Source organism: Desertivirga arenae, from assembly GCF_017355785.1.
In the GTDB taxonomy this organism is placed as follows: Bacteria; Bacteroidota; Bacteroidia; order Sphingobacteriales; family Sphingobacteriaceae; genus Desertivirga; species Desertivirga arenae.
On sequence record NZ_JAFEWE010000003.1, the window covers coordinates 167,167 to 193,767 of the forward strand.

The 26,601-nt window shown below is 38.1% G+C and carries 23 protein-coding genes; 13 read left to right on the top strand and 10 right to left on the bottom strand.

Features of this window, described 5'->3' with window-relative positions; genetic code table 11:
- Positions 1 to 231 precede the first annotated feature (231 nt).
- Together J4N24_RS07700 and J4N24_RS07705 are read left to right on the top strand one after the other, a co-directional pair.
- Positions 232 to 1,539, top strand: a complete 1,308-nt coding sequence (locus tag J4N24_RS07700) for an ammonium transporter (protein ID WP_207533094.1) — start codon at positions 232 to 234, stop codon at positions 1,537 to 1,539.
- 257 nt (positions 1,540 to 1,796) lie between these two features.
- Entirely contained in the window at positions 1,797 to 2,354 is a 558-nt protein-coding gene (locus J4N24_RS07705) for a superoxide dismutase family protein (RefSeq protein WP_207533095.1), read from the top strand.
- Between the two features lie 61 nt (positions 2,355 to 2,415).
- On the opposite strand, the gene J4N24_RS07710 is transcribed toward J4N24_RS07705, so the two are convergent.
- Positions 2,416 to 3,909, bottom strand: a complete 1,494-nt coding sequence (locus tag J4N24_RS07710) for a tetratricopeptide repeat-containing sensor histidine kinase (protein WP_207533096.1) — start codon at positions 3,907 to 3,909, stop codon at positions 2,416 to 2,418.
- Between the two features lie 118 nt (positions 3,910 to 4,027).
- On the opposite strand from J4N24_RS07710, the gene J4N24_RS07715 reads away from it, so the two are divergent.
- From J4N24_RS07715 to ligD, 5 genes are all read left to right on the top strand, one after another.
- Complete coding sequence (locus tag J4N24_RS07715) at positions 4,028 to 4,201, top strand: hypothetical protein (RefSeq protein ID WP_207533097.1); 174 nt, start codon at positions 4,028 to 4,030, stop codon at positions 4,199 to 4,201.
- A gap of 62 nt (positions 4,202 to 4,263) precedes the next feature.
- On the top strand, positions 4,264 to 5,634 hold the full coding sequence (locus J4N24_RS07720) for a dipeptidase (protein ID WP_207533098.1): 1,371 nt from the start codon (positions 4,264 to 4,266) through the stop codon (positions 5,632 to 5,634).
- A gap of 295 nt (positions 5,635 to 5,929) precedes the next feature.
- On the top strand, positions 5,930 to 6,421 hold the full coding sequence (locus J4N24_RS07725; protein ID WP_207533099.1) for a PA2169 family four-helix-bundle protein: 492 nt from the start codon (positions 5,930 to 5,932) through the stop codon (positions 6,419 to 6,421).
- Positions 6,418 to 7,191 (top strand): non-homologous end joining protein Ku, encoded by a 774-nt coding sequence (gene ku / locus J4N24_RS07730; RefSeq protein ID WP_207533100.1) that lies wholly within the window; start codon positions 6,418 to 6,420, stop codon positions 7,189 to 7,191. Before J4N24_RS07725 ends, ku begins: the two co-directional genes overlap by 4 nt.
- On the top strand, positions 7,192 to 9,726 hold the full coding sequence (ligD, locus tag J4N24_RS07735) for a DNA ligase D (RefSeq protein WP_207533101.1): 2,535 nt from the start codon (positions 7,192 to 7,194) through the stop codon (positions 9,724 to 9,726).
- Positions 9,727 to 9,769: 43 nt separating this feature from the next.
- On the opposite strand, the gene J4N24_RS07740 is transcribed toward ligD, so the two are convergent.
- Together J4N24_RS07740 and J4N24_RS07745 are read right to left on the bottom strand one after the other, a co-directional pair.
- Positions 9,770 to 11,044 (bottom strand): M16 family metallopeptidase, encoded by a 1,275-nt coding sequence (locus tag J4N24_RS07740; protein ID WP_207533102.1) that lies wholly within the window; start codon positions 11,042 to 11,044, stop codon positions 9,770 to 9,772.
- A complete protein-coding gene (locus J4N24_RS07745) occupies positions 11,044 to 12,279 on the bottom strand; it encodes a M16 family metallopeptidase (RefSeq protein WP_207533103.1) in 1,236 nt (411 codons plus the stop codon). The genes J4N24_RS07740 and J4N24_RS07745 overlap by 1 nt, the downstream gene beginning before the upstream one ends.
- Positions 12,280 to 12,552: 273 nt before the next feature.
- Here J4N24_RS07745 and pyrG point away from each other — a divergent pair, with 273 nt between their 5' ends.
- The 3 genes from pyrG to J4N24_RS07760 all read left to right on the top strand — a co-directional run bounded on the left by pyrG (position 12,553) and on the right by J4N24_RS07760 (position 16,363).
- Entirely contained in the window at positions 12,553 to 14,163 is a 1,611-nt protein-coding gene (gene pyrG, locus J4N24_RS07750; RefSeq protein WP_207533104.1) for a CTP synthase, read from the top strand.
- A gap of 39 nt (positions 14,164 to 14,202) precedes the next feature.
- The gene (yidC, locus tag J4N24_RS07755; RefSeq protein WP_207533105.1) at positions 14,203 to 16,005 is read left to right on the top strand and encodes a membrane protein insertase YidC; all 1,803 of its coding nucleotides are present in this window, start codon (positions 14,203 to 14,205) and stop codon (positions 16,003 to 16,005) included.
- A gap of 124 nt (positions 16,006 to 16,129) precedes the next feature.
- Complete coding sequence (locus J4N24_RS07760; protein WP_207533106.1) at positions 16,130 to 16,363, top strand: hypothetical protein; 234 nt, start codon at positions 16,130 to 16,132, stop codon at positions 16,361 to 16,363.
- A gap of 36 nt (positions 16,364 to 16,399) precedes the next feature.
- Here J4N24_RS07760 and J4N24_RS07765 read toward each other — a convergent pair whose 3' ends face one another.
- The 6 genes from J4N24_RS07765 to J4N24_RS07790 form a co-directional block, all read right to left on the bottom strand.
- Positions 16,400 to 17,260: an ROK family protein gene (locus J4N24_RS07765; RefSeq protein ID WP_207533107.1), complete on the bottom strand. Its 861-nt coding sequence runs from the start codon at positions 17,258 to 17,260 to the stop codon at positions 16,400 to 16,402.
- Between the two features lie 208 nt (positions 17,261 to 17,468).
- A complete protein-coding gene (gene porN / locus J4N24_RS07770; protein ID WP_207533108.1) occupies positions 17,469 to 18,350 on the bottom strand; it encodes a type IX secretion system ring subunit PorN/GldN in 882 nt (293 codons plus the stop codon).
- A gap of 29 nt (positions 18,351 to 18,379) precedes the next feature.
- Positions 18,380 to 19,879 carry a T9SS ring complex lipoprotein PorK/GldK gene (gene porK, locus J4N24_RS07775; protein WP_207533109.1) on the bottom strand — a complete coding sequence of 500 codons (1,500 nt, stop codon included), beginning with the start codon at positions 19,877 to 19,879 and terminating at the stop codon, positions 18,380 to 18,382.
- 351 nt (positions 19,880 to 20,230) lie between these two features.
- Positions 20,231 to 20,788: an acyl-CoA thioesterase gene (locus J4N24_RS07780; protein ID WP_207533110.1), complete on the bottom strand. Its 558-nt coding sequence runs from the start codon at positions 20,786 to 20,788 to the stop codon at positions 20,231 to 20,233.
- Positions 20,789 to 20,806: 18 nt separating this feature from the next.
- Entirely contained in the window at positions 20,807 to 21,754 is a 948-nt protein-coding gene (locus J4N24_RS07785; protein ID WP_207533111.1) for a D-2-hydroxyacid dehydrogenase, read from the bottom strand.
- A 157-nt stretch (positions 21,755 to 21,911) separates the two neighbouring features.
- Positions 21,912 to 22,352 carry a nuclear transport factor 2 family protein gene (locus J4N24_RS07790; protein WP_207533112.1) on the bottom strand — a complete coding sequence of 147 codons (441 nt, stop codon included), beginning with the start codon at positions 22,350 to 22,352 and terminating at the stop codon, positions 21,912 to 21,914.
- A gap of 211 nt (positions 22,353 to 22,563) precedes the next feature.
- On the opposite strand from J4N24_RS07790, the gene J4N24_RS07795 reads away from it, so the two are divergent.
- Together J4N24_RS07795 and pncA are read left to right on the top strand one after the other, a co-directional pair.
- Complete coding sequence (locus J4N24_RS07795; protein WP_207533113.1) at positions 22,564 to 23,373, top strand: glycosyltransferase family 2 protein; 810 nt, start codon at positions 22,564 to 22,566, stop codon at positions 23,371 to 23,373.
- Positions 23,374 to 23,384: 11 nt separating this feature from the next.
- Positions 23,385 to 23,990 carry a bifunctional nicotinamidase/pyrazinamidase gene (pncA, locus tag J4N24_RS07800; RefSeq protein ID WP_207533114.1) on the top strand — a complete coding sequence of 202 codons (606 nt, stop codon included), beginning with the start codon at positions 23,385 to 23,387 and terminating at the stop codon, positions 23,988 to 23,990.
- A gap of 18 nt (positions 23,991 to 24,008) precedes the next feature.
- Here the strand turns inward: pncA and J4N24_RS25850 are convergent, their stop codons facing one another.
- Positions 24,009 to 24,887, bottom strand: a complete 879-nt coding sequence (locus tag J4N24_RS25850) for a M23 family metallopeptidase (protein ID WP_207533115.1) — start codon at positions 24,885 to 24,887, stop codon at positions 24,009 to 24,011.
- A 217-nt stretch (positions 24,888 to 25,104) separates the two neighbouring features.
- On the opposite strand from J4N24_RS25850, the gene J4N24_RS07810 reads away from it, so the two are divergent.
- Positions 25,105 to 26,478 (top strand): DUF4142 domain-containing protein, encoded by a 1,374-nt coding sequence (locus tag J4N24_RS07810; RefSeq protein WP_207533116.1) that lies wholly within the window; start codon positions 25,105 to 25,107, stop codon positions 26,476 to 26,478.
- Positions 26,479 to 26,601: the final 123 nt, after the last annotated feature.

The following is a 26,601-nucleotide window of genomic DNA, read 5'->3' on the forward strand; positions in this document are numbered from 1 at the left end:
GACAACAAAACATATATACAAACCTAATAAAATCATTAAACCCACAAAAATTTGGTGAAAATCAAAATAAAACAATCCTAAAAATCGACACAAATAGAAATAACACAAGCAATAATGATAGAAAATGAATTTAATTTAGTGTTTTTGCATTTTTACCACTAAAAATGTTTGTAATTATAAAAATAATTGCCACTTTTATTTTTAATTACATTAAACATTAACAAAATTCAAATGAAAAAAGCATTACCTTTTCTATTACTACTCGTGGTTGTGGTGCTTGGGTTAGCATTTCCGTCCGTAGAGGCTGCAAATGTAACGGATAGCAAAATCGACACCGGAGACACAGCATGGTTACTGGTGTCGACTGCTCTTGTACTATTAATGACTCCTGGCCTTGCATACTTTTACGGAGGTATGGTTCGCAAGAAAAATGTGATTTCCACTATGCTACAAAGTCTTGTCTGTATGGGGCTAATAACTGTTCTATGGGTTGTTTTCGGTTTTAGCTTGGCTTTTGGTGACGACATTGGTGGAGTAATTGGTAATCCCGGAACTTTCTTCATGATGAAAGGAATGATAGGAAATGCAGTTTGGTCACTTGCTCCGACTATCCCCCTTGTATTATTTGCTATGTTTCAATTGAAGTTTGCGGTAATAACACCTGCTTTAATTACAGGTGCCTTTGCAGAACGGATAAAATTCAATTCTTACCTGATCTTCATAACCCTGTTTATGATCATCATATATGCACCCTTAGCTCATGCAACCTGGCATCCTGATGGAATTCTCTTCAAACTGGGAGTATTAGATTTTGCAGGTGGTACGGTAGTACATATGTCGGCGGGATGGGCTGCACTTGCATCAGCTTTATTCCTCAAAAGCCGGGCTAAAGCTGAACATACACCCGCCCGTGTAAGTTATGTTATCCTAGGCACGGGTTTATTATGGTTCGGCTGGTTTGGCTTTAACGCAGGCTCTGCAGTAGGGGCTGGCACTTTAGCAGCTACCGCTTTAGCAACTACCACAACCGCTTCAGCAGCAGCCGCTATGGCCTGGGTGTTCTTTGATATGTTCAGAGGAAAAAAACCGTCAGCAATGGGTGCATGTATTGGTGCAGTAGTAGGTCTTGTTGCTATTACTCCTGCAGCTGGTTTCGTTACAGTTTCACACTCGTTAGTAATAGGGATAGTTGCAGCCGTAGTCAGCAACCTTGTTGTTATTTGGCGTTCTCGTACCAAAATTGACGATACTCTTGATGTATTTCCATGTCACGGTGTTGGAGGTATGGTCGGCATGTTGATGACTGGTATCTTTGCAAATCAAACTGTGAACGCAGCAAATACTACAGGAAATGGCCTATACTATGGAGAACCAAAATTATTTACAGTCCACCTGATGGCACTGGTAGGAGTTTCTATATTCGCATTTGTTGGTTCTTATGCTCTGTTGGTCATCACCAATGCAATTAGCCCTCTTCGCGTAACATCAGAGGAAGAAGAAATCGGTCTCGACATTAGTCAGCACGACGAAGAATTATAATGGTAAATAGTTCTTTTTGTTTAAACCCGCCTTGTGCGGGTTTTTTTGTGGGACCTTTATTTTTTATTAGCGAGAAAAGCTTCCTGAAATCATTTATACTTCATTGACCTATACTGTTTATGTTATATTGTTCGGGTTTGTAAGAATTTTAGTAAAACGAGAGTAATTACTACTACACGTTTTTTGTTGCTTTTAAATAATTTTCAAACCTTTGAACCTTTATTAACTTAATTGTTATTATCTAAAAAAAGATAGAAATGTCAAAAGTAACGTTTACTAAAAAAATGACAGCAATGGCAATCATTGGTACGTCATTCTTTGCCTTTTCTTGCTCCAGCTTAAAAGGTGGGAACACAAGGGAGGCAAAAGCTACAATAAATTCAACAAAAACAGATGTGCCTGGTAGCGGCACTATTAGTTTTATACAAAAGCAAAATGAGGTAGAAATGAAGTTAGACCTTAACTTCCCAGCCAAAGCAAATAGAACAGTTGCGGTTCACATTCATGAACACGGTGATTGTGGTAATGCGGGAAATGATGCCCATGGTCATTGGAATCCGACTAACAGCAAACATGGAAAATGGGGAAGCAGCGAATACCATCTTGGAGATATTGGGAATGTACAACTTGACGCCTCAGGAAAAGGATCACTAACCATTAAAACTGACAAGTGGTCTGTTGGAACTGGAAACACCAATGATGTAGCGGGAAGGGGATTAATTGTTCACGACGGAGTCGACGATTATGTTACGCAGCCAACAGGAAATGCGGGATCAAGAATTGGATGTGGTGTTATAGAAGCCGCTAAGAAATAAACAAAGAAGGGTTCCATCTGGAACCCTTCTTTGTTTATACATAATTTTCATTGAATAACTATCAGATATCCTCCTCTGATTGATTAGGAGGCGGAATTAGACTGGCAGTGTTTTCAGGCAATACAAACGCCTTATACTGTGGATTGTGAAGCATATGATTAATATTGAGAAGCTTATTGTCTATTTCCTCTACAAGTCGTCTTACTTCCGAGATCAGTTCCTGATCGTCTATCAAATCTTCATCATCAAGCAATAACAAACCCTTAATAGTAGAAACGGGACTACGGATCTCGTGTGAAAGGTGAGAAGAGTATTGAGACAGCTTTAAATTCTTTGCTTTAATATCTTCAGTTCGCTCTTCAATAATGCTCTCCAGATTCTGATTTATCTTATCAAGATTCTCTTTCTGGACGGAGATCTCTTCATTAAGTTCCCTCATTTTATGAAGGGTCTTTGCCTTCTTGCGGGACTGAATAATAAGTAGAGCAATAACGACAAGAGAAAGCGCCAAGACTATTACAGCAGCTATGTATTTTACCCGATTTGTCTTTTGCTTCTCGAGAAGAATCTCGGTTTGCTTTTGCTTTTCGATAAAATCGAATTGTTCCTGGTGAAGTGTATATTTTTTACTTACTAACTTTCTAAAATCAATGCTATCTCTTGAAAACACCTCTTGTAAATGCTTAATAGCTTTCTGGTAGTTCTTTCTTGCTTTTTCAAGCCAGTAATACCTTTTTATTAAATCGGTTTCAAGCTTTTTATCCCCAATTTTATTTGCGATAGATATACCTTCTTGAATTACATACTCTGCCTCACTATACTTCTTCTCTAAAGTATAAATCTCAGCCAGATTCTGGTTTACACTAGCAATGGTGGGATAAATCTTCTTATCAACACAAATACTTTTGCATTGGAGAAACACATCCTCCGCCTCCCCATATTTCTTAAGATTCAATAAAAGTACACCCTTGATAGCAAGGATCATGGCTATACTTGCCGAATCTTTCTTCTCATTGAAGTAGTCATAACTTCTTTGCAAATAAGTAAGTGCGGTAGTATATTTTTCTTTTTTGGTAAAAATATTTGCAATATTAATGGAAACACCAGCAACAAGTTCTTCAAACTTATACCCTCGTCCGATTGCTAAACTTTTAGTATAATAACTGAGAGCTTTATCATGATCGTAGTTCTTGAATCTATTGCCGATGTTATTATAAACCATCGCCTCACCATAGACATCATGATGTTTTTTAAATAAGTTTAAAGCTAGTAGGAATTTTGAAAGTGCTATATCATCTTGAACTAAAAGAGCATAGCCAGTCCCCATAACCCTATAAGCTTCTGCCATACCCAACTCATAATTGATCTTTTGGGCCAACTTTAGTGCTTCTTCGGCGGTACTAACAGTCTTTTTTGGGTCAGACTGGCGAATTTTACTAGCATAAGAATTTAATTCTTTTACTCGCAAACTATCTGTTGCATTCACATGTTGAATAGCATGTGAATACGGTATAGCCAGAAAAGAAAAAAAGAGAAGAAATATTATTTTCATCATTTGAAGTACGGCCAAAATACAAATTTTCTCACAGGAATATTAATAAAAGTTTCGTCAACAAAAGAAATATTATCTTTATATTTATAGCTCATTTATATTTGCATCAAATCTAAACAACATGAAAAAAATTTTATTAGCTGCCTTTATTATAAGCATTGGTTTTGCAGCATGTAAAAAAGACAATGACGCTCAGCCAGAGAAAATCAAAATTGAGAAAAAAACTATGGACGGTGAAGAAGGTGGTGATGATTCAAAAGACGGAAATGGCAACGGCGGTGGCTGGGGTGGATAATTAATTTTAGAATTAAATACACCTGTAGCGTTCCGGTTATATATTTGTAAAAAACCGGATTTATGCAAGACATTAAAACCTACGTAGAGCAGCACAAACAACGTTTTTTGGACGAATTGTTTGTGCTGCTTCGTTTTCCATCTATAAGTGCCGACCCTAAATACAAGGGGGATGTTCTAAAAACGGCAGACTTCGTAGCAGAGAAACTAAAGGAAGCTGGAGCAGACAATGTTGAAGTTGCTGCTACCGCAGGTTATCCAATAGTTTACGGCGAAAAAATCATTGATCCTTCCAAACCGACTGTGCTCGTTTACGGGCACTATGACGTACAACCTCCAGATCCTCTTGAACTTTGGGAAACTCCTCCATTTGAACCCACTATTCGGGACGAGAAGATCTATGCACGTGGAGCCTGTGACGATAAAGGTCAGTTTTATATGCATGTAAAAGCCTTCGAGCTGATGCTTCGTACGGAATCTCTCCCTTGTAATATCAAGTTTATGATAGAAGGAGAGGAGGAGGTCGGTTCAGACAATCTTGGCACTTTTGTTATTGCGAATAAGGAAAGGCTGAAAGCAGATGTGGTTTTAATCTCAGATACTGCAATGATCAGCCTTGACAGTCCTTCTCTTGAAACAGGACTAAGAGGACTATCTTATCTGGAGGTAGAGGTAACGGGACCAAACCGCGATTTGCACTCGGGTGTTTACGGAGGAGCAGTTGCTAATCCTGCAACAATTCTTTGTCAGATGATCGCATCACTTCATGATCAAAACAATCACATAGTTATTCCTGGTTTCTACGACGACGTTCAAAGCCTGAGTGAAGAGGAGCGGCTACTATTAAATTCGGCTCCATTTGATGAGGAGGAGTACAAAGAAGATCTTCAAATAAGCGAAGTTTGGGGAGAGCAAGGCTATACAACTATTGAAAGAACTGGAATACGCCCAACTCTAGAAGTAAATGGAATTTGGGGAGGATATATCGGAGAAGGAGCGAAAACGGTATTACCTTCAAAGGCAAACGCCAAAATTTCGATGCGACTTGTTCCTAATCAAAAATCAGAGAAAATTACAGAACTCTTTCAAAAACACTTTGAAACCATAGCACCTAAATCCGTAAAGGTTAAAGTAACGCCACATCATGGCGGGGAACCAGTAGTAACTCCAACGGATAGTGTAGCCTTTCAGGCGGCTCAAAAAGCAATTGAGGAATCTTTTGGTAAAAAACCAGTCATAACCAGAGGTGGCGGTAGTATTCCAATTGTTGCCTTATTTGAAAAAGAATTAGAAATCAAGACAGTATTATTAGGCTTTGGACTTGATAGTGATAATTTGCATTCTCCCAACGAGAAATACGACTTGGCTAATTACTATAAAGGAATAGAAACAATTCCTTTGTTTTTTAAGCATTTTGCACAGTTAAGCAGATAGTTCAATTCCATGAGTAAAAAGCCAAAAGCATTCGCATTAGAATGTTTTTGGCTTTTTTAGCAATCACTACATCTCTATTAATGCCAAACTTAAATAGTAACTTATAGAAGCTACTAATAAAATTTGCAAAGTAATAATAACAGATTATAAAGAAACGATAGGGGCATCAGAAATACTTAGTTAACATAATATTAATTATAATCCGAAAGAGTAAACTTTATTGGGGGAAGTGCTTAAATAAAAACCATTTATATCCATAGGCGTTTTAAACTATATCAAGCTTGAATTTAAACCTATGAAAACTACAACATATCCGGAAAACCATACCAGGCAACTGCAGCGCTTGTTAGGTTTAGTTTCAGACAGTCGCAAGCATTTTCAGGAAGCTATTGAAAAAGTTAAAGATACAAATTTTAAAAATTTTCTTAATCAACTGCTAATTGAACGTGAAGCTCTGCAGATCGAACTTAAGAATAGAATTATAAGATTAGGTGGAAATCCGGATGCGAATAACGTGGGATTTCTCTCCAATCTTGAACGTTCTTGGCAGATAATCAAAGCCAAGGCTTCAGGAAGTGGTGATCAGGAAATAATAGAAAGCTGTAGAAATGCTGAGCAGATTGTCCTTGATGGTTATGATGACGTCTTGCAAGGTACAATTCTAGAAGATGAAGAACTTAAATATTTCATTACCTCTCAGCGTTTTACCATTAATCAATCTTTTCTCGAACTAGATCAGATGTACTTTAACATGTTCAAAACTGACAATACAATTGATGGCTTATGAGATCTATCTGGAAAGGTTCTATTGGCTTTGGATTGGTTAATATACCAATCAAATTATATTCTGCGGTACAAAATAGTTCATTGGGACTTGATATGCTCGATGGACGGGATCATTCCAGAATACGATTCCAGCGCATAAATGAAAAAACCAGAAAGGAAGTTCCTTACGACCAAATTGTTAAAGGGTATCCCTACAATGAGAACTATGTAATTCTTGAAGATAAGGATTTTGAAGAAGCTGCACCGGAGAAGAGCAAAATGATTGAGATTGAGAACTTTGTTAATATGGATGAAGTAAATCCAATCTATTACGAAACTGCCTACTACGCAGAACCTGAGACACAAGGAAGAAAAGCTTATGCTTTGTTACATAAAGCTCTACAAAAATCGAAGAAGGCTGGATTAGGACGTTTTGTACTTCGCACGAGTGAGAACCTATGTATCCTCCACCCTCTTGAAAAAGTAATTGTTATCTCCAAGATTCGCTTTGCAGAAGAAGTTCGTTCATCTGAAGAGATATTAACTCCCGATAATGTTGAAGTTAGCAAAAAGGAATTAGATATGGGATTAGCTCTCATCAACCAGTATAGTTCCAAGTTGGAGATTGAGAAATTCAAGGACGAATATCACCATGAGCTTCTCAGGATTATAGAGTTAAAAGCAAAAGGAAAACAACCTACAATTAAAAAATTAAAACCTAAAAAAGCATCAGACGATAATTTGTATGATATGCTGATGCAAAGCCTTGACACATCCCGGAAAGGAGCATAAATGGGATTACAAGAATATAAAAAGAAAAGAAATTTCAATGAAACCACAGAGCCTGACAGTGGCACAAAATCTTCAACGGACACGCTAAAGTTCGTAGTCCAACGGCACCATGCGTCGAGGCTTCACTACGATTTTAGACTTGAGTTAGAGGGCGTTCTAAAAAGTTGGGCGGTACCTAAAGGCCCTTCTCTTAATCCCAAAGACAAGCGCCTCGCTATGATGGTTGAGGATCACCCCTACGACTACCGAACATTCGAAGGTGTAATTCCTGAAGGAAATTATGGCGCCGGAGTAGTTAGTATCTTCGACGAAGGTACCTATGAGGCACTGGAAGGAACAGGCGAAGGTGAATTAAAAAAAGGCCTGTATAATGGAAATTTAAAGTTTAGGCTGCAAGGAAAAATCCTTAAAGGAGAGTTCGCCCTAGTAAAAATTAAAAATAGTGAAGATAATTCCTGGCTACTTATTAAGCACAAAGACGAGTTTGCGGTGACTGAAAAGTTCGATGCGGAAGATCTGATACCCGAGCGGGAGAAGAAACGAGGTGAAGATCGGAAAAAGCTCGCGAAGGCCGAGAAGGCAAATGCAAAGCCAAAGGTGAAGCAAAAATCTGCTGAAAAAAAACTTGAGATAGAAAACTTTAAACCCATGTTAGCTAAATTGGAAGCTGAAGTTTTTGACGATGAAAAATGGATCTACGAAAGGAAACTAGACGGTTATAGGATATTGGCTTCAACGGGTAAAGAAGTAAAATTACTTTCAAGAAACGGGCTAGATTATACAACAAAATATAAAACGGTTACGAAGGCGCTTGCTTCTATCAAAGACCTGGCTATCATTGATGGGGAGCTTGTAGTTGAGGATAAAAATGGAAGAGCTATATTTCAAAAATTGCAAAATTACGACCCGAAGGATAAAGAAACTCAGTTAAAATTTTATGCCTTTGACCTGCTTGCTTTGAATGGACATGACATTAGACAGCTGGAGCTTATGAAGAGAAAAGAGCTCCTGGCGGCCTTGTTAAGAAATAGCGTAGAAAATTCGTTGATCTTTAGCAGGCATAATATGGGCAAAGGCAAGAAACTATTTGCAGAGGCTGTAGAAAATGGTTGGGAAGGAATTATTGCAAAAGATAGTTCGAGCAGATATGAAAGTGATAAAAGAACAGGTAAATGGCTAAAATTTAAGGTCCAAAATTCACAAGAGGCTGTAATAGTCGGGTTTACTAGACCCCAAGGAAGCAGAGCGTATTTTGGATCACTGGTTTTAGGAATGATCGATCAGGGAGAATTGAAGTATATTGGAAATGTAGGCACCGGTTTTAATGAAGAAGGACTTAGATCTTTGTACGACCTACTGTTGCCATTGATAGATAAAAAAAAACCAGTTTCAGCAAAAGTAAAACAGGAAAAAAGTGTAACGTGGGTTAAACCTGAATTGGTTTGTGAAGTGACTTTTTCTGAGTGGACAGATGACAATATGTTAAGGCATCCAGTATTCAAAGGCTTGAGAGAGGATAAAGCTGCAAAAGAAGTTGCAGCAGAGTATACCGATAAAAAAAATGAGAGCTCCTCTCCTGCCGCTAACTTAAAAAAAGGTGGCATCAACTTGGTAACTGAATCAGCAAATGAACAAGAGGAAAGATTTGGAAAAAAGGAACTTAAGTTAACTAACCTCAACAAAATTTACTGGCCAGACGAAGGTATTACAAAAGGAAATTTAATAGCGTATTACAGAAGTATAAGCGATTATATCCTTCCCTATCTAAAAGACCGACCACTTTCTTTAAATCGTCATCCTAATGGTATCAAAGGAAGCAATTTTTTCCAAAAAGACCTGGATACAGATCAGATACCATCTTGGATAAAATCGCAACCAATACATTCTGAAAGTAACGATAAGAACATAGACTATTTGATATGCAATGATCTCCCTACTCTTTTATGGATGGCAAATTTGGGATGCATAGAGATTAATCCATGGCTCAGTACCTATAAAAAACCTGAAAATCCAATCTTTGCTGTAATGGACCTAGATCCTAATGACGTTGACGATTTTACAGAAGTTGTACGCGTTGCCCAAACAACCAAAGAAATCCTGGATCAAATGAAAGTACGTTCTTTTATTAAAACTTCGGGATCAAGAGGTCTTCACATCTTTATTCATGTAGGTGCAAAGTATGATTATGACATAATCAAGAACTTTGTGCAATACCTGGGAAAGCTAATTTTAGAACAGCATCCAGATACAACCAGTCTTGAAAGAAGTCCCTCCAAACGAAAAAAGAAGATATACCTTGATTTTTTACAGAATAGGCGCGGGCAAACCATTGCTGCTCCATACTCTGTAAGACCTAAACCCGGAGCAACAGTTTCAACACCTTTATTATGGGAAGAAGTAAATGAAGATCTTGACATAAAGGCCTTTACCATTTTTAATACCCTTGATAGAATTAAGGAAAAAGGTGATCTATGGCAAGATATAACAAAGGAATCTACAGATCTTAAAGCAGCACTAGAAAGGCTGAATGAATAAGAGCAAGCGCCGGACAAACCTCAAACGCTTGCTCTTAAATAAACTATTTTTTACCAACTATTACTTTTTCGAAGGAATCGAAATTGAAGTAGAATTGTGCTAATTCAAGAAGCTTGTCTGAAGTGATCGATTTTACAGTCTCTATATAGTTTGAATAGTAGCTATAGTCGAGCCCTGAGAAGTATATATTTTTGAACTTGTCGGCATGTGAAAACGCATTTTCCAACCCACCAAGGAAAGAACCAAGCATGTAGTTTTTTACCAGTGATAATTCTCCTTCGGAAATCCGTTCTGTTCTAAGTAAGTCTATCTCCTTTTTGATCTCCTCTACAGCTGAGGTACAAACATCAGCACCTACTTCCGACGCTATAAAGAAATACCCCATGTTTTTAAATGATACCAGGGCTGACCCTATACCATACGTATATCCTTTATCCTCACGAATATTTGCCATCAAACGTGAGCCGAAGTAGCCTCCAAGAACTGTATTTAATACCTGTAGAGCAGCAAAATCTGGATGATTTCGGTTGATAGACAAATTTCCGATCCTTATAGCTGATTGTAAAGCGCCTTCCCGCTCAAAATAGTTCTCTGAACCACTTCTTACCGGAATGGTAAATGTATTCTGATGCAAGCTAACTCCTTTATCCCAATCTCTACCAAAATGATCATTAATTGAAGATATCGTTGCTTCATCTACTTTTCCAGAGACCACTATGGTGCAATTACCAGGCCGGTAAGCAAGGTTGAAATACTCAACAAGTTGATCTCTATCTAATTTATCATAATCTTCTGAAGTAGAACTAAAACCGTAAATAGTGTTACCAAATAGTGCCTTATTAAAAATGCGACGACTCAGGAAATCATTTTTCTCGAGATTAATACTTAACTTCTGCTTCTGATTCCGTTTAAACGTTGCGAGTTCCTCTTCAGGGAATACAGAGTCAGTAAGGATCTGTTTCACTACAGGCAAAGTTGAATTGAGGTGCTTAGTTAAGGTATAAAGCGTGACAATGGATTGGTCATAATTATAATCCGTTTGAAGAAATGCCCCGTAATAGTCTATTTCCTCGGCTATTTCGTGAGAACGAAGGGTTCTAGTCCCCTCGACCAGCATCGAATTTACTACATAAGCCTGTAAAGGCTTTTCGGGGTTCCAATTCACGTTATTGAATATAAGTTCAATACGTACTAAGTCCTGCGATCCTGCATTTATTGAGAATAGGTTGATACCATTGTCAAGACTGTATGATTCAGCCTTTATAAGTTCTATATTTTCAACCTGTCTGAATGCAGGTGCTTGTGTTCTTTCTATCATTAATTAGCTAAATATAGAAGGGTTGATGAATTCTGTTTGGTAAATACTTTGTTAGCCACGTTTTGCAGATCCTGCTGGGTGACTAAAAGGTATTTTTGAGTTTCGTTGTTTAGTTCGGCTGCATTTCCCATCAATTCAAAAAATGCCAGATTCATAGCTTTATCAAGAAGGCTCATCTCGGCGAAAACCATTGTAGATTCTACCTTATTTTTAACCTTAGTTAGTTCCCGCTCAGGAATTAGTTCATTTTTCAAAATATCTATTTCATTCCAAATAGCTGCTTCTGCTAATTGCGGATCAATACCCTCTGTTAATTTTCCTTCGATTACAAATAGGCCGGGGTCGGAACTTGAAGTTATATAAGCGCTAATCTCAGAAAACAGCTTTTGCTCTTTAACAAGGCTCATATACAATCGAGAAGCATTTCCTCTAGAGAGGATATCTGAAATAAGATCGCACTCGTAATAACCATTATCCTGTCTACCTGGCATATGGAAGGCCATGTAAATAGCGTTCAATGGAACATCAGCTGTTACCACTTCCCTTCTGGCCTCCAATTGTACTGGTTCTTTGGGTAAATTCCTTATGGGCTTTTCTCCCCTTGGAATCGATCCAAACCATTTCTCTGCCAATTCTTTTACTTGGGATGTATAAACAGATCCTCCAACCACCAAAATGGCATTAGAAGGATTGTAGTGCTTAGCAAAGAATCCCTTTACATCACCTATTGTAGCTTCCTCTATGTGAGACAATTCCTTTCCTATTGTTGCCCATCGATATGGATGTTCTTTATACGCCAGCGGACGCAATTTCAACCAAACATCTCCATAAGGTTGGTTCAAGTATCTCTGTTTAAATTCCTCACTAACAACGTTTTTCTGAACTTCCAAACTTTTCTGAGAAAATGCAAGACTTAACATCCTGTCGCTCTCTAACCAAAAGGCCGTTTCAAGATTTGCAGCAGGAAGGGTAATGTAATAATTCGTTATATCATTGCTGGTGAATGCATTGTTTTCTCCTCCTACGCGTTGAAGAGGCTCATCGTAAGAAGGAACATTAATAGACCCACCAAACATAAGATGTTCGAAAAGATGTGCGAATCCTGTTTTCTCAGGGTCTTCATCTCTTGCTCCCACATCGTATAAAACATTAACAACAGCCATTGGATTAGTGAAGTCTTCATGTACTAATACCTTAAGTCCGTTGCTTAAAACAAATCGATTGAAATCTACCATTTTTTCAAAGTATAAATTCAAAGTTAAAATCCAAAATGAGAAACATTAACACCCACTTCTGTGGAATAATTTCAACTTTTAATGAAGGTCAAATGTAAATGTTTTTTAATTGGTCAAAACACCCTGTCCAACTACAATTTGAGATAAACTCTTATCAACATAATTCTGTTTTCAACAATCTGGCAGGAGTCGATTATTTTCGTAACTTTGCATCCCGTACAAAAACAATTGATTTCAATAAAAAAGAGGAAGTCGATTAAAAAATCTTGTTAAATGACCAAATATATTTTTGTTACGGGTGGCGTTACCTCGTCTTTAGGAAAAGGTATTATTTCCGCATCTTTAGCTAAGCTTCTTCAGGCCCGCGACTATCGCGTAACCATTCAAAAATTTGACCCCTACATCAACATTGACCCGGGAACTTTAAATCCCTATGAGCATGGTGAGTGTTTTGTTACTGAAGATGGTGCTGAAACGGATCTAGACCTTGGTCATTACGAACGTTTTCTAAATGTCCCAACATCTCAATCAAATAACGTTACCACCGGCCGTATTTACCAAAATGTTATTAATAAGGAACGCGAAGGGGCTTACCTTGGTAAAACAGTTCAAGTAGTACCTCACATTACGGATGAAATTAAAAGGAACATCCGTATTCTCGGCGAAAGCGGAGAGTACGATATCGTAATCACAGAATTAGGGGGTACAGTGGGTGACATAGAGTCGTTACCGTTTATTGAAGCCGTTCGCCAGTTCCGTTGGGAGGTTGGGTACAGTAACTCTCTGGTGATCCATCTTACACTAATTCCTTTCCTTGCAGCAGCTAAAGAGCTAAAAACAAAGCCAACTCAGCACTCTGTAAAGATGTTACTAGAATACGGTATTCAACCCGATGTATTAGTTTGCCGCACTGAACATCATATTACTCAAGATATACGTCGTAAGATTGCCCAATTCTGTAACGTCAATATAAATGCAGTAATTGAATCAATTGATGCATCTACAATTTACGACGTTCCATTGTTGATGCTTAAAGAACAGCTGGATAAAACAGTTTTAACTAAGCTTAAACTTCCACTAAAACATGAACCTAATCTTGAAAGCTGGAAAGACTTCCTTGGCAGATTGAAAAATCCAACAGCTGAAGTTAATATAGGTCTTATAGGTAAATACGTCGAATTACAGGACGCTTACAAATCCATTATTGAATCTTTTATTCATGCCGGTGCAAGAAACGAATGCAAAGTTGAAATACATTCAATACACTCTGAAAGCATTACCGAAGAAAACGTAGCTGAAAAACTAGCGGGACTTGATGGTGTTTTAGTGGCACCTGGTTTTGGCAGCCGCGGAATTGAAGGAAAAATTTCTGCAATTAAATACGTACGTGAGAAACATATTCCGTTTTTTGGAATCTGTTTAGGTATGCAATGTGCAGTTATTGAATTTGGACGTAATGTTCTTGGCCTTGAGGATGCTCATAGTACTGAGATGAACGAGGATACGCATAACGCGGTGATCTCAATGATGGAAGAGCAAAAGAGGATCAAGAACAAAGGTGGTACTATGCGTTTAGGGTCTTATATATGTGATTTGAAGAAAGGAACTAAAGCTGCAGCCATCTATGGTAAAACACGTATTACAGAACGTCACAGACACCGCTACGAGTTCAATAACGAGTATTTAACGAAATACGAAGAAGCTGGTATGTTAGCATCAGGAATTAATCCGGACAACAACCTTGTTGAAATAGTTGAATTGAAAAACCATCCGTTTTTTGTAGGTGGTCAGTTCCACCCTGAATTAAAATCAACAGTTGCCAATCCACATCCTCTTTTTGTTAGCTTTGTCGCAGCCGCACTTGCAAGTAAAAGAAAAAAATAACATTAATAATAAAGCAAAAAGATAAGGAAATATCACATAATGGATAGAAATACATTCACGGGATTTTTTCTGATTTTAGTTATCCTTTTTGGGGCCACTTATTTAATGAAGCCTTCTGAAGAAGAAATTAAAAGAGAAAAGATTGTTCAGGATTCTATAAAACATGCTCAGGAAACGAAATTAGGCCGGGCAAAACCAGTCCAAGCCGCCACTGCACCGGCAGTAGTAGACTCCAATCTGTTAAAAGGTCCTTTCGGAAGTGCCAGAGTGGGAAAGGCACAAACTGTAGTACTTGAAAACGAAGATTTAAAAGTAAATATCAGTACCAAAGGAGGAAGAGTTGAAAGTGTTGAATTAAAAAAATTCAAAACCTACGATCAAAAACCCCTTGTTCTTTTTACCGGGGAGGAAAGCAATTTCAATCTTGCACTAAAAGTTAATGGCTCAACTGTAAACACCAGAGACTTATTCTTTACTCCATCCTCTCCTGCTTTAAAAGTTACTCAAAAGGATTCATCTTCTGTAACCTTTACAGCAAACTACGGCGCTAATCAGGCTCTTCAATATGTGTATTCGCTTAAAGGGGAAGGTTTTAAACTTGGATTCGACATAATATCCAACGGGCTTGACCAGGCATTCACTGCAGCACCTGTTTTGAATTGGGACGCGGTTTTAAGGCAAAAAGAGAAGGACATTAAGAGTGAACACAGGTATTCAGGCGCTTACTACCAATTGGGAGAAGAAGTTGAACGAATCGGACTGACAAAAGATGAGAAGAAAGACCTTGGAGAAGAGGAAAAAGTTAAATGGGTGTCTTTTAAACAACACTTTTTCTCTAATGTACTGATAGCAAAAGATGGTTTTGATAAGGCTTCTCTAGCGGTAACTACTTCGGCTGAACCTGGTGTTGTGAAGTCATTCACAGCTACCCTTACGCTCCCAGCAAAAAGGACATCTTATCCCATGGAGTTTTATTTCGGACCTAACAGATATAACACGCTAAAGGTTCAGGGCAACAATCTCGAGAAATTGATTGATTTAGGTTGGGGGCCATTAAAGTGGGTCAATCGGTTTGCTGTAATACCAATTTTTAATACGCTTGAGAAATTTAACTGGGGTTATGGATTAATCATTTTGGTGCTTACCTTAATTTTGAAATTAGTTCTGTCTCCCCTAACCTATAAATCATATTTATCCATGGCTAAAATGCGTGTTTTAAAGCCTGAAATGGATGAAATTAAGACAAAAGTTGGAGAAGATAATCCTACATTATTACAGCAGGAATACCTTAAACTATACAAGAAAGCTGGCGTAAACCCATTGGGTGGCTGCATCCCGATGCTATTGCAGATGCCTATTGTAATGGCATTCTTTTTCTTCTTCCCTAATCTTTTTGAATTAAGAGGTGAAAGCTTTTTATGGATGAAGGATCTTTCGACTTACGATTCTTTCATAAATTTCGGATTTGAAATTCCATTCCTGGGAGATCACTTGAGTTTAATGTGTATTTTAATGACTATTTCTACGTTAATCTACACTTACTTTAATAATCAAACTTCAGGAGCTACCGGGCAGATGAAATATATCGGTTACATTACCCCTATAATATTTCTGGGTGTTTTGAACAGCTATCCTGCAGGGTTGAACTATTATTATTTCCTGGCAAATATGTTAACTTTCGGACAACAGTTCCTAATCAGACAATTTGTAAACGACAATAAGATCCACGCGCAAATTCAGGAGAATAAAAAGAAACCTGAAGGTGAGAAGAAACAGTCTAGCTTCCAACGACGCATGGAAGAATATATGCGTCAACAACAGGCTAAGCAGCCAAAGAAGTAAAAATAAAAAATATCACAAAACGGCCCATCAAGGGCCGTTTTTATTTCTACCTTATACATCCCACCCTATCCTTTCAATTCAAACAAAAGGAGGCTTTATTTGATATATCTTCAAAAGCTAGTCTATGCAAACAATCGAGATAAAACTATTTATAAATAACGTTGAACAAACGCTACAAGCACAGGAAGACAAAGTTCCAGGCAATTTTGTGATCACACAAAATTTGAAATTTATAGCAAGGATTTTTAAAGATGTAGATGGAAGGTGGAAGTCAGTGGAAATTTCAGATTTGTCCCCATCCGTCATTGATTCTATCGGGACTGAAATCGAAGCAACTGGAATAACAGGTAATTCCTGAAAGAAGAAAAGCGCCTGAGGCGCTTTTTCCTTTTATCTAATCCCAAAGTGCTGCGGCTCCTATCAAGGTAGCAGAAGGCCCTAAAATGGCCGACACAATGGGGATCTTTATATCCTTGTCCCCGAGACGATCGCTCACATGTCCTATAAAAAGTTCCCAGGCATTGTTGTGACCACCAATAAGTAGGGCATCCGGATTGAAAGATCCAATATATTGAAGCAAGAACTTAACAAAGTTTTCGCCATACTCATTGAAAACCAAGTGGCCAATGCCTTCATCCTCGGATGCTAAGTCTGTGAGTTCTGCAACATCCTTAGCCCGAATTCCGGTAAAATCCTCATAACGCTGGATCAACCAACCTATCCCAATGTAGTCCTCTGCTATTCCATCTTTAAATGGCTTATTCCACATGTTAGCATCTTCGGAAACTCCATCTACAACTCTTGCTGATCCGAGACCATAATTCAGAGTAAATCCAAGTATGTTATTATAACCTTTTACAGCCCCTACCATTTGCTCAGCTTTTACTAAACGTGGAGCTGGATTGTCCATACGAATATTCAATGGAGAAATTCCTAATCTTTCCGCAAGTAAGTTCTTCACGTTCTGTTGATACAAGGACTCAAACTTCTTCTGGTTATGCATTAATGATATACCGTTTTCGTAATCAAATGGGCCAGGAATAGTTATAGCAAATTTAGAGATTGGTATCCCTCTCATAGAATGAACATGTGTAATAACGTGTGTCCATCTGTCTAAAAAATTTTCTAACGTCTCATCAGCGTCTATTTCTTCAAAAAACTCAGTACCCGGCACTACTGTCCTGGTTTCGTTGTCCACAATTGCCGCTCTTATGCCTGGGATATTAATATCGACGGCTACGATCTGATTGCTCATAATGTTTGGTTGGTAACCTAGGTTTTAATTGTTTGCAGGCCAAATTAAAGCTTAAAATTTCAAAATGACAATTATTTCTGACGTAATAATTGTATTACTCCTGTATTTTAAGAACTTAGGATAAAAGCTTGTTTAAATATACTACCAGCAGAAAACAAAAAAGGGCAACCTGAAAGATTGCCCTTTAAAATATCCCTATGGATAACTATTATTCTTTGACTTTTGCTGTTTCCTTTGACTTGTCAGGAGGTGTAACAGACCAAATTCGCTTTTTGTAATCCTGAATACCTTGCTCTATTCTTTGAGCCTCTTTCTGCTGCGCTTCTGCATCTTTTGCATAGTCAGCAATACGAAGGCCTGCAGGATTAGAATCTCTGATGATAATACTAGAGAATTTCCTTTGAACAAAATAATCATCTAAACTCATTTCCTGGATTCCGTTATCCGGATCTGAAATATCTTTTGAAGCGATAAGGTAACGGCAATGAGGAAAATAAAGCCAGAAAGCAGGTACCGTTTGATTTGAATCAAGACCGGCAACATCTAAACGCATCAGAGGTGCAATACCAACTATACGTGTCTCTACTTTCGAACGTTGCTTATCATAGAAAACATCTTCCTTGATTCTGAACTTAATAATCTTATCAGGATTGAAATCATTAACCATTTTGGTCCATTCTATAGCGTTACCCTGATCATCAAATTTAGTAGGAACGGTTACGCTATCTCCTTTAAGTCTCTTCTCACCTTCTTCGCTAGAAAGTCTTTTCTTAAAGGCATCGTCAGATGGATCATATACTCCAATTTTACGCGCCTTGATTCCAGTTAATAACAAATTGATCAATTCCGAGCCAGGTGTCGCAAGCACTTTGTTCTCAGGTAATCTAAGATCAATATCTCTCCAAATCCTTTTGTAAAATTTAACGTTAGCCGGATCAACTTTCGGATAATCAAAAGGAACAGCCTTTTCCAGAATACTGATACCTTGAAATCCGTCCATAACCGGAGGCAAAGAATCAACAGGCTCTTGCGCTTTCACAGAAGCCGCTCCCATAACAACAAAAAGCAGTGGTAAAAATTTCTTTATCATAGTAATTTCTTTATCTGTGCTCAGCCCAATTAAGCTGATTTTTTATCTGAAGACCCTTTTTTAGACTTTTTAGGCTCTGAGGATTTTGAATCTTTAGAACCTTTCTTACTCTTTTCTACCAACTCTTTCGTCTTACGGGTTCTTACCTGATCGGTTATTACCTCTACAGCTGGCATCACACATCTAAAGCCAATGTAAGAGTGTGATCTGTCTTGTAACTCGTAGTTTCTAGATTCAATATCTAATGTCTGTCCACTGTCTTTCCAGGAACCACCCCTAACCACCTTTCTTTTCATAGCCGCAGGAGCTTTATCGTCTGCATCATATTGAAGAACAGGATTTAAGTCGTGCACAAATTCGATAGCCGAAGGACTGAATGCATCTAGAGTCCACTCAGCAACGTTTCCGTTCATATTATACAACCCAAATGAGTTAGGAGCATAAGATTTAACAGGTAAAGTGAAGGTTGAACCATCATCAGTATAATTGCCTTCACCCTGCTTATAATTTACAAGCAATTTTTCTTTCTTAGACTTTTTGTCTTTGTAAGTAAGAAGGGTATTCTTTCTTATTGCTTCCTTATCTGTTGGATCAACCCCACCAGTAGCGGCATACTGCCATTGTGATTCTGTTGGTAAACTGAAGTTAAGGGCAGAATTACGTAAAGAATTATTTGTTTTATTAACTAATAAAGCAGAAGTTTTTGTTCTCCAATTGGAATATGCTCTGGCTTGCATCCAACTTACCCCAACTACCGGATAATGATCAAAAGCTTTTGTTTGATAGTAGTTTTCAGTCATCAATTCCACCTGAGAGTTAGGAAAATCATTAATCCAAACGTCAGTTTCTGGAACAACACTGATATTTTCTTTTACATATTTATCAGCATTTGGCCCGGCAGCATGGCGGAAAAAGTAGCCATACTTCACCATCTCCTTATTAAGGCTGTTCCTTCCGTTGATTTCGACAACTAGCTTAGCCTCTTGTAATTTCGACTGAATTTCAGCATCGCGATTCTGCCATAAAGGAGTTTTGCTTCCATGAGGTCTAACTTTATCCCAATCGATAGACTTGATTAAGGCAACAGATGAAGAAGATGTTGATGCTCCTTTACCTTTTTTTGACTTAACTGCCGGTTTAGATTTTTTGGAAGAAATGAAATACTTTTCGTCCTTAAGGATGTCGACAACTGCAATTGAATCTGCCACCCAGTTCACAAATTCGCGATACTGGTAATTTGTAACTTCAGTTGCATCCATAAAAAATGGACTTAAACTCACTTTTCTGTCCCCCTCAGCGGAACTCTTGTAGATAACAGTACCAGCAGGTACATAAACCATTCCCGGAGGAGGAAAAACTGTTTTTCCTCTTGAACTGTAAACCGGTTTAGCTTCATAAAAATCTACAGATTTACAGGAAGTAATCGTCTCTGCGATTAATAATGCCGCCAAAACTGAAATTTTTGAAATTAATTTCGTTCTCGACACCCCGTTCCTCTTCGATTTCAACGATAGATCGAACTCATTCATACTTTAAAATATACCAAACTTTACTGAAAATTTCCCAAACCCTTTTCTTGCAGAGAATCTGCCGTGTAAAAGTATTTAATTTATTACAAACTAAAAAAATATCTGTAAATATTAATAATATGGCAATAATAAGATTAAAAAATAGAAAATCGAAAAAAAGTAACCAATAAAATAACGTTTTTTCAAAAATGCCTATTTACAAAAACAATTCTTTTATTGTCCATCCCCTTGAATTGTGATATTAAAAAAACATAAGGTTAAAACATGCGCAAAACTATAAAAATACATTTATGTTCAGGTATGTGTTCTATAATTTATTCGAAAGTTTTTTCTACTGCATTTTCGTTGGAACTAAAATGAGATTTTACAACGCTCGTCGGTAAGTAGAATCTTATCCGCTTCACATTGTACCGAGGTAAGAACTTGCTTTACAACTTCCTTGTGCTGAATCTTTAGTTCCTTCCGGCGTTTCCCCTCAACAAATCGCCTTAACTGTTCTTCGTTTTCAAGTATTAAACCTGGAACTTTTAAAGGTCTATGATCCTCATCGATGGCAACCATTGTAAAGTAACTTGTATTGGTATGCTTTACTGTATGATTTTTAACGTTCTCAGAAATCACCCTGATACCAACAACCATCGAGCTGGAGCCGACGTAATTTACAGATGCCATTAGTGTTACTAATTCCCCTACTTCAACAGGTTGCCTAAAATCAACTGTGTCTATAGATGCTGTGACACAGTAGGCAGAAGCATGTTTTGTTGCGCATACATAAGCAACTTTATCCATTAGTGAAAGAATGAGTCCTCCGTGGATCTTTCCACCGAAATTAGCATAGGATGGGATCATCAACTCAGCCAGAACTGTTTCAGAATGTTTAACAGGAAGATAATCAGAGAGAGAATTCATTAATTTAATTATATAAGTTTAACTTACTACATTGATAGGTTCATTAGCAACAAAAGAACGTATATTCCTATAGGTTGTCTCCATTATACGCTCACGCGCCTCCCTACTCATCCAGGCGTTATGAGGTGTTATAAAGCAATTTTTAGCGCTGAGCAATGGGTTATTTGGTGGAGGTGGCTCTACTGAAAGCACATCTATTCCAGCACCTGCTATTCTATCTGAATTTAGAGCATCTGCCAGGTCTTGTTCATTTACTAAAGGTCCTCTGGCTGTATTAATGAAGAAGGCATTTCTCTTCATTCTTGAGATAAGATCGCCGTTTACAAATCCTTTGTTATCAGCCTTTAATGGTAAATGAAGAGAAATAAAATCGCTCTCCGAAAAAAGCTCTTCTAAACCAACGTGTCGGGCATAAGCTGTATCTTTAATTGTTGGGGTGTGATATAATACTTCCATCCCAAAAGCCTGTGCTATTTCGGCAACTTTACGCCCTATGTTGCCAAATCCTACCAAACCTAATGTTTTGCCAGCTATTTCAAAAATTGGGGATAAAGAGTAGCTGAAATCCGCACAGTTACTCCAATCACCTTTATGGACCGACGCTGAATGTAAACCAACCTGAGTTGCAAATTCAAGAATAAACGCAAAGGTATGTTGAGCTACAGACAAAGAACTATAATCCGGAACATTACATACAATGATACCTCTTTCTGCAGCAGCCTTAGTGTCGATAATATTATATCCGGTAGCTAGCACACATATAAGCCGTAGCTTTGGAAGCTGGTTCAGGATCTCGCTGGGAAAAGCTACTTTATTTGTAAGAATGATCTCAGCAGAGGAACATCTGGAAATTATTTCTTCAGGCCCTGTCCTGTCAAAAACCTTTAGATCTCCAAGATTATGTATCTCGTCCCAATTTAAATCCCCAGGGTTAAGGGCAAAGCCATCAGTTGCAACAATCTTCATAAAGAGTAGGAATTGCAGCAAAGCTATTAATCTTTCTTCAACTTCATATGACAAAAGTTGTAAAGCCGTGATCAGTAGCAGGAGAAATGTTAGATTAAAAATACCGAGCACAAAAAAACCCGCGGCAGCGGGTTTAAATTTACTATAATAAAGGTCATTAGGATGCTGCCGGAGGTCTGACAGCTTGCCTTGCTAACAGTTTCCATTTTCCATGCTCCTTAGCGAAAACAAGCAGGATTGATAGATTAACGCTACCAGGCTTGCCACTATCATTAGTTTGTGCATTCAATTTGTGACGTACAATAGCAGTCTTGCCCGAAATTTTAATAGTTTGTTCGGTAAGGTCTATAGTCACAAAATCAGATTTTCCGCTTGAAATTGCCTCTACGAATGCTGTTTTATCCTCTACCTTACCACCCGAATGTCCGTAACTTAGATATTCTGAAGCTATAGCCTCCAGGTCTTCCTTTTTTCCATCAACCATCGCCTTTTTTAGCTGCTCCACAGCAGATGCCACCTGCTTTTCTGCTTTTGTTTGTGCTTTTGCATTTAACACTAAAAGGCTCAACATTAGAACCGAATAAAAAAGTTTTTTCATTTCTTTTAAAACTAATTGGTTTCTTTCCGTAAACAGGAATAATTCTTTTGGCTAAGGTATTAATAACACAGCAAAATAGAAATGCTTTAAAACTGATAATTCTAAAGCAGAATTATTCAGGAAGGTAAAGTTTAAACTATATTAGCAGACCTTATTCGATAAGATTTAGAAAATATTAAGAACCACCATTTAATCGAACTACGAAATTTTAATGAGGCCTGTCTCCATCCCCGCTTACGTTCTAAAATATTGGAACGCAAATAAAAACTCCTCTCAAGTATTTGAAGAAACGAGAAACGCTTACACTCGACTTAATAAAGGCATTGAGCCCGAAGTATCAATTGTAATGCCTGCATATAACGAAGAGGATAATATTGTTCAAACCCTTGCCTCTCTTTGTAACAATAAGACAACAAGGGCGGTTGAAATTATCGTAGTTAATAATAATTCTAAAGACAAAACAGAGGAATTAGTTAAAAAATGCGGCGTTAATTGTGTGCTTCAATCGGTTCAAGGCATCACCCCTGCCAGGAACATGGGCCTCTCTGTAGCAAAAGGAAAATATATTTTAAATGCAGACGCGGATACAATATATCCTGAAGATTGGATCGAAGAGATGGTCAAGCCACTTGATAATAGCAATGTTGCTGCTGTATATGGTCGTTTCTCTTTTATTCCTATTGGAAGTACCGGGCGAATGACCTATTTTTTCTATGAATATTTTGCTGATCTTACCCGGAAACTAAACAAATACGTTAAGGATGAAGCCGTAAATGTTTATGGTTTCAATTCGGGTTTCCGAAGATTGCAAGGATTAGAGGTAGACAGCTTTAATCATCCTCCTGGCACTAATGAAGACGGATGGATGGCTTTGAAACTCCGGAATAGGGGATTTGGAAAACTTTATTATGTAAATAACATTAAGGCTTTAGTATGGACTACTGACCGGCGGATTCAAATAGACGGAGGTCTTTGGAAAGGAACTGTTAAACGACTTAAGCGGGTAGTATTAAGAAACTAAACTATATACCTATGAAGGCTCTCCTGATCATCGACGTTCAAAATGATTTTCTTCCCGGGGGAGCACTTGCTGTTCCTTTTGGCAACGAAATTATTCCGATTATCAATAGTATTCAGGACAAATTTGATCTCGTAGTTGCTACTCAGGACTGGCATCCTTTGAATCATAAAAGTTTCGCCTCTAATCATGATCAAAAAACACCTTTTGACGTGATAGAGCTTAATGGAATACAACAAGAGTTATGGCCAGACCACTGTATTCAAACTACTTTTGGAGCCCAGCTTTCCTCTGAAATGGATTGGAGAAGATCAGAAGCAATTATTCGAAAAGGTACCAATCCTGACATAGATAGTTACAGCGCTTTCTATGATAACGGACACCTTAAGCCTACAGGTTTAACAGGCTTGCTTAGAAATAGAAGTGTAACGGAGGTTTATGTTGCAGGTTTAGCTGCCGACTACTGCGTTTACTTTACTGCTCTTGATGCAATTACAGAAGGTTTTCGTACGTATTATATTCAAGATGCTACCAGGGCAATTAATCAACAAGGCTTTGAAAAGGCAAAGAAGCAGTTAAGTGATCAAGGATGTGAAGTTATTAACAGTATTGATCTTTAAGCTATTACAGTGTGTTAACTACGGCTTCCTACTTAGTACGCTGAATAATGAATTCTGTTTTTGCTCCCAGTTAAAACTTATTGCCTTATTCTTATCTGTATCGATAGTTGGTTGAATAATTTCGAAATGCAAGTGGGGACCATTTGAAAATCCAGTGTTTCCTGAATATCCAATTATCTGCCCCTTTTTAACTAGTTGCCCTTCTTTTACTACAGATCCATCTTTGTTCAAATGGATATAATTAGCTATAGTTCCATCAGCATGATATATCGAAATAAAATTGGCCTCATCAATAAACTCTTTACCAGGACCGCCAATACCTGAATCTGTCTTTACTGAAGCAACTATCCCATCGCGTGCTGCCGTAATTGGAGTACCTATAGGCATAACGAAATCATAAGCGAACAAATCCTGATGACTAAATACTCCACCGGGGCCCTGAGAAATTTTATAAGATCTTTCTTTTGCATAAGGTAAAGCATACAAATAACCCTGGTCTGGTCTTTTATTTACGTCGCCTAATACTACTTTCCAGCGGTAGTAGCACTGATATTCCCTGGTGGGATCTTTACGTTTGAAAACGCTTAAATTAAAACCGACGGCCTTTGCTGGAACAACAGCGAATATTTCGCGTTTAAGAGGAGCCTGGAGATTTTCAAGTTCTACAGATAATTTAATTGTGACGGGTACTTCAAAGTCATTGTCAAATTTTAATAGCAATGAGTCTGCCCCAGCTTCTTTCATGTAAATCTTGGTACGTTCCTTTATTTTATAGGGGGACGCATTAACAAAAACGCCAAAAAAGAAGAATTGGAATACAAGACAAATTAAAGTCTTTACACTTACACCATAATTTCCAAATGAATTCCCCTCATTGGAAAGCTTAACTTTTTTCACTCTAAAACTCACCAATTAATTAAACGTACTGCAGAAGCGAAAGATACATTTTTTTTGATTTTTCACCACCAAATTTTAGACGGGTAATTAACTCATTTCCAGCTCACAGTAATACTGTTTATTCATTTCTGCAATCATAAGGTACTGGAACATTATTTGCAGCAGTAAGATCAATGAAAACATGAAACTAAAAACTTAACATCTAACATCAAAACCTATGAAAACATTAAAAAATCTAACGTTAGCAATCTTAGCTGCTGGAACGTTGGCTGCTTGTTCAACAACACGAACCGGAACCGGATCTGGCGGTTCTTCTGGAACTACCGGAACAGGAACAGACAGTGCGTCAACAGGAACAAGCGGTACATCGGGGACTGGATCTGGTGGTTCAACAACTAGTAGTACTGGCACAACGGGTGTTGACAATAGTATCTCTGGCTCCACTAATCCAGGTAGTTCCTTAGGAAATTATTCTAACAATTCGGGAGTATCAGGTACCTCAACAACATCAACGGTAAATTCCTCGGGCTCGGTTACATCAACCGGCAATACTAACGGAACGATGACCGGAGCAACAGGAGTTTCGGGTACTCAGGGAGCCGGAGCAGGAAGTTCAAGCACCTTATCAGGGAGTGGTACTAATTCAATCAGTGGAAACGGTATTTCTACTGACAAATCCTTAAGCAACCGTAACAGTAGTAGCCCCTCTACTTACGGAAGCAATATCGGTAACGGAATTACTTCTAGCTACGGAACAAACAAAACCTTAGGATCCACTAAAAATACTTCTTGGAATTCATCTGCAGCGGACACAACTTCAGCCAGCAGTTTTATTTCAACTGCAGCACAATCTGGAATGAAAGAAATAGAGCTTAGCCGTCTTGCTCAAACCAAAGCAACCAATCCTGAGGTCAGGTCGTTCGCAATGATGATGGTAAAAGATCACTCTATGCACCACCAACAATTAGCATCACTAGCCAGAACAAAAGGAGTATCAGTTTCGGGAGGAATGACAGCAGTTGGAGCAGGGTCAAACAATATGGGAAGTATGTCAGGATCCGGAACGCTTAGTGGTCAGAAAACAGGGGTTTCTAGTGGTAGTTTAAATACAAACGGTAGCACTACCGGCAGTATTTCAGGAACAACAGGGAATCAGGGCTCAGGAAGTACAGTAAACATAACAACAGGTTCAGGTATTACAGGTAGTCAAACTCCTGGAAATACAAGTTCAAGTACCAGCAATACTGGTAATACCAATACTACTAATAACTCTGTTAACAACATGGGAACAACGGGTAATAACATGGAAACCTCCGGGGTTCATGACATGAGCACTCAGGGTGCAGTTGGTTCAACAGTTAGCAGTAATTATTCAGCAGATGCAAACGGCCTTCAGAACCTTTCAGGGAATGAGTTCGACAGAAAATACATGCAGATGATGGTTCAGGATCATGAGCAAGCTGTTAGCTTGTTTACCAGTGCTTCCCAGTCGCGCGACCCGCAGGTTAAAGCATTCGCAATTAAAAGCCTACCAAAATTAAGAGCACATCTTTATGATGCCAGGCAAATAAGTAACAGATTGACTATGTAGAACATGTTTTCTGTTTTAGAAGCGGCTGGAATTATATTCCGGCCGTTTTTGTTATAAGCTTTCTTACTCAACCTAATTCCCCTGTAAATTATGCGTTTTTGAATCACCGACAACATTTAGAGT

Coding starts and splice junctions, on each gene's coding strand:
- J4N24_RS07705 (WP_207533095.1), top strand. CDS start 1,797: ATGTCAAAAGTAACGTTTACTAAAAAAATGACAGCAATGGCAATCATT.
- J4N24_RS07740 (WP_207533102.1), bottom strand. CDS start 11,044: ATGATAGAAAGAACACAAGCACCTGCATTCAGACAGGTTGAAAATATA.
- J4N24_RS07810 (WP_207533116.1), top strand. CDS start 25,105: ATGAAAACATTAAAAAATCTAACGTTAGCAATCTTAGCTGCTGGAACG.
- J4N24_RS07725 (WP_207533099.1), top strand. CDS start 5,930: ATGAAAACTACAACATATCCGGAAAACCATACCAGGCAACTGCAGCGC.
- J4N24_RS07715 (WP_207533097.1), top strand. CDS start 4,028: ATGAAAAAAATTTTATTAGCTGCCTTTATTATAAGCATTGGTTTTGCA.
- ku (WP_207533100.1), top strand. CDS start 6,418: ATGAGATCTATCTGGAAAGGTTCTATTGGCTTTGGATTGGTTAATATA.
- pncA (WP_207533114.1), top strand. CDS start 23,385: ATGAAGGCTCTCCTGATCATCGACGTTCAAAATGATTTTCTTCCCGGG.
- J4N24_RS07790 (WP_207533112.1), bottom strand. CDS start 22,352: ATGAAAAAACTTTTTTATTCGGTTCTAATGTTGAGCCTTTTAGTGTTA.
- porK (WP_207533109.1), bottom strand. CDS start 19,879: ATGAATGAGTTCGATCTATCGTTGAAATCGAAGAGGAACGGGGTGTCG.
- J4N24_RS07765 (WP_207533107.1), bottom strand. CDS start 17,260: ATGAGCAATCAGATCGTAGCCGTCGATATTAATATCCCAGGCATAAGA.
- J4N24_RS07760 (WP_207533106.1), top strand. CDS start 16,130: ATGCAAACAATCGAGATAAAACTATTTATAAATAACGTTGAACAAACG.
- ligD (WP_207533101.1), top strand. CDS start 7,192: ATGGGATTACAAGAATATAAAAAGAAAAGAAATTTCAATGAAACCACA.
- J4N24_RS07795 (WP_207533113.1), top strand. CDS start 22,564: ATGAGGCCTGTCTCCATCCCCGCTTACGTTCTAAAATATTGGAACGCA.
- J4N24_RS07700 (WP_207533094.1), top strand. CDS start 232: ATGAAAAAAGCATTACCTTTTCTATTACTACTCGTGGTTGTGGTGCTT.
- J4N24_RS07785 (WP_207533111.1), bottom strand. CDS start 21,754: ATGAAGATTGTTGCAACTGATGGCTTTGCCCTTAACCCTGGGGATTTA.
- yidC (WP_207533105.1), top strand. CDS start 14,203: ATGGATAGAAATACATTCACGGGATTTTTTCTGATTTTAGTTATCCTT.
- J4N24_RS07720 (WP_207533098.1), top strand. CDS start 4,264: ATGCAAGACATTAAAACCTACGTAGAGCAGCACAAACAACGTTTTTTG.
- porN (WP_207533108.1), bottom strand. CDS start 18,350: ATGATAAAGAAATTTTTACCACTGCTTTTTGTTGTTATGGGAGCGGCT.
- J4N24_RS07780 (WP_207533110.1), bottom strand. CDS start 20,788: ATGAATTCTCTCTCTGATTATCTTCCTGTTAAACATTCTGAAACAGTT.
- pyrG (WP_207533104.1), top strand. CDS start 12,553: ATGACCAAATATATTTTTGTTACGGGTGGCGTTACCTCGTCTTTAGGA.
- J4N24_RS07745 (WP_207533103.1), bottom strand. CDS start 12,279: ATGGTAGATTTCAATCGATTTGTTTTAAGCAACGGACTTAAGGTATTA.
- J4N24_RS07710 (WP_207533096.1), bottom strand. CDS start 3,909: ATGATGAAAATAATATTTCTTCTCTTTTTTTCTTTTCTGGCTATACCG.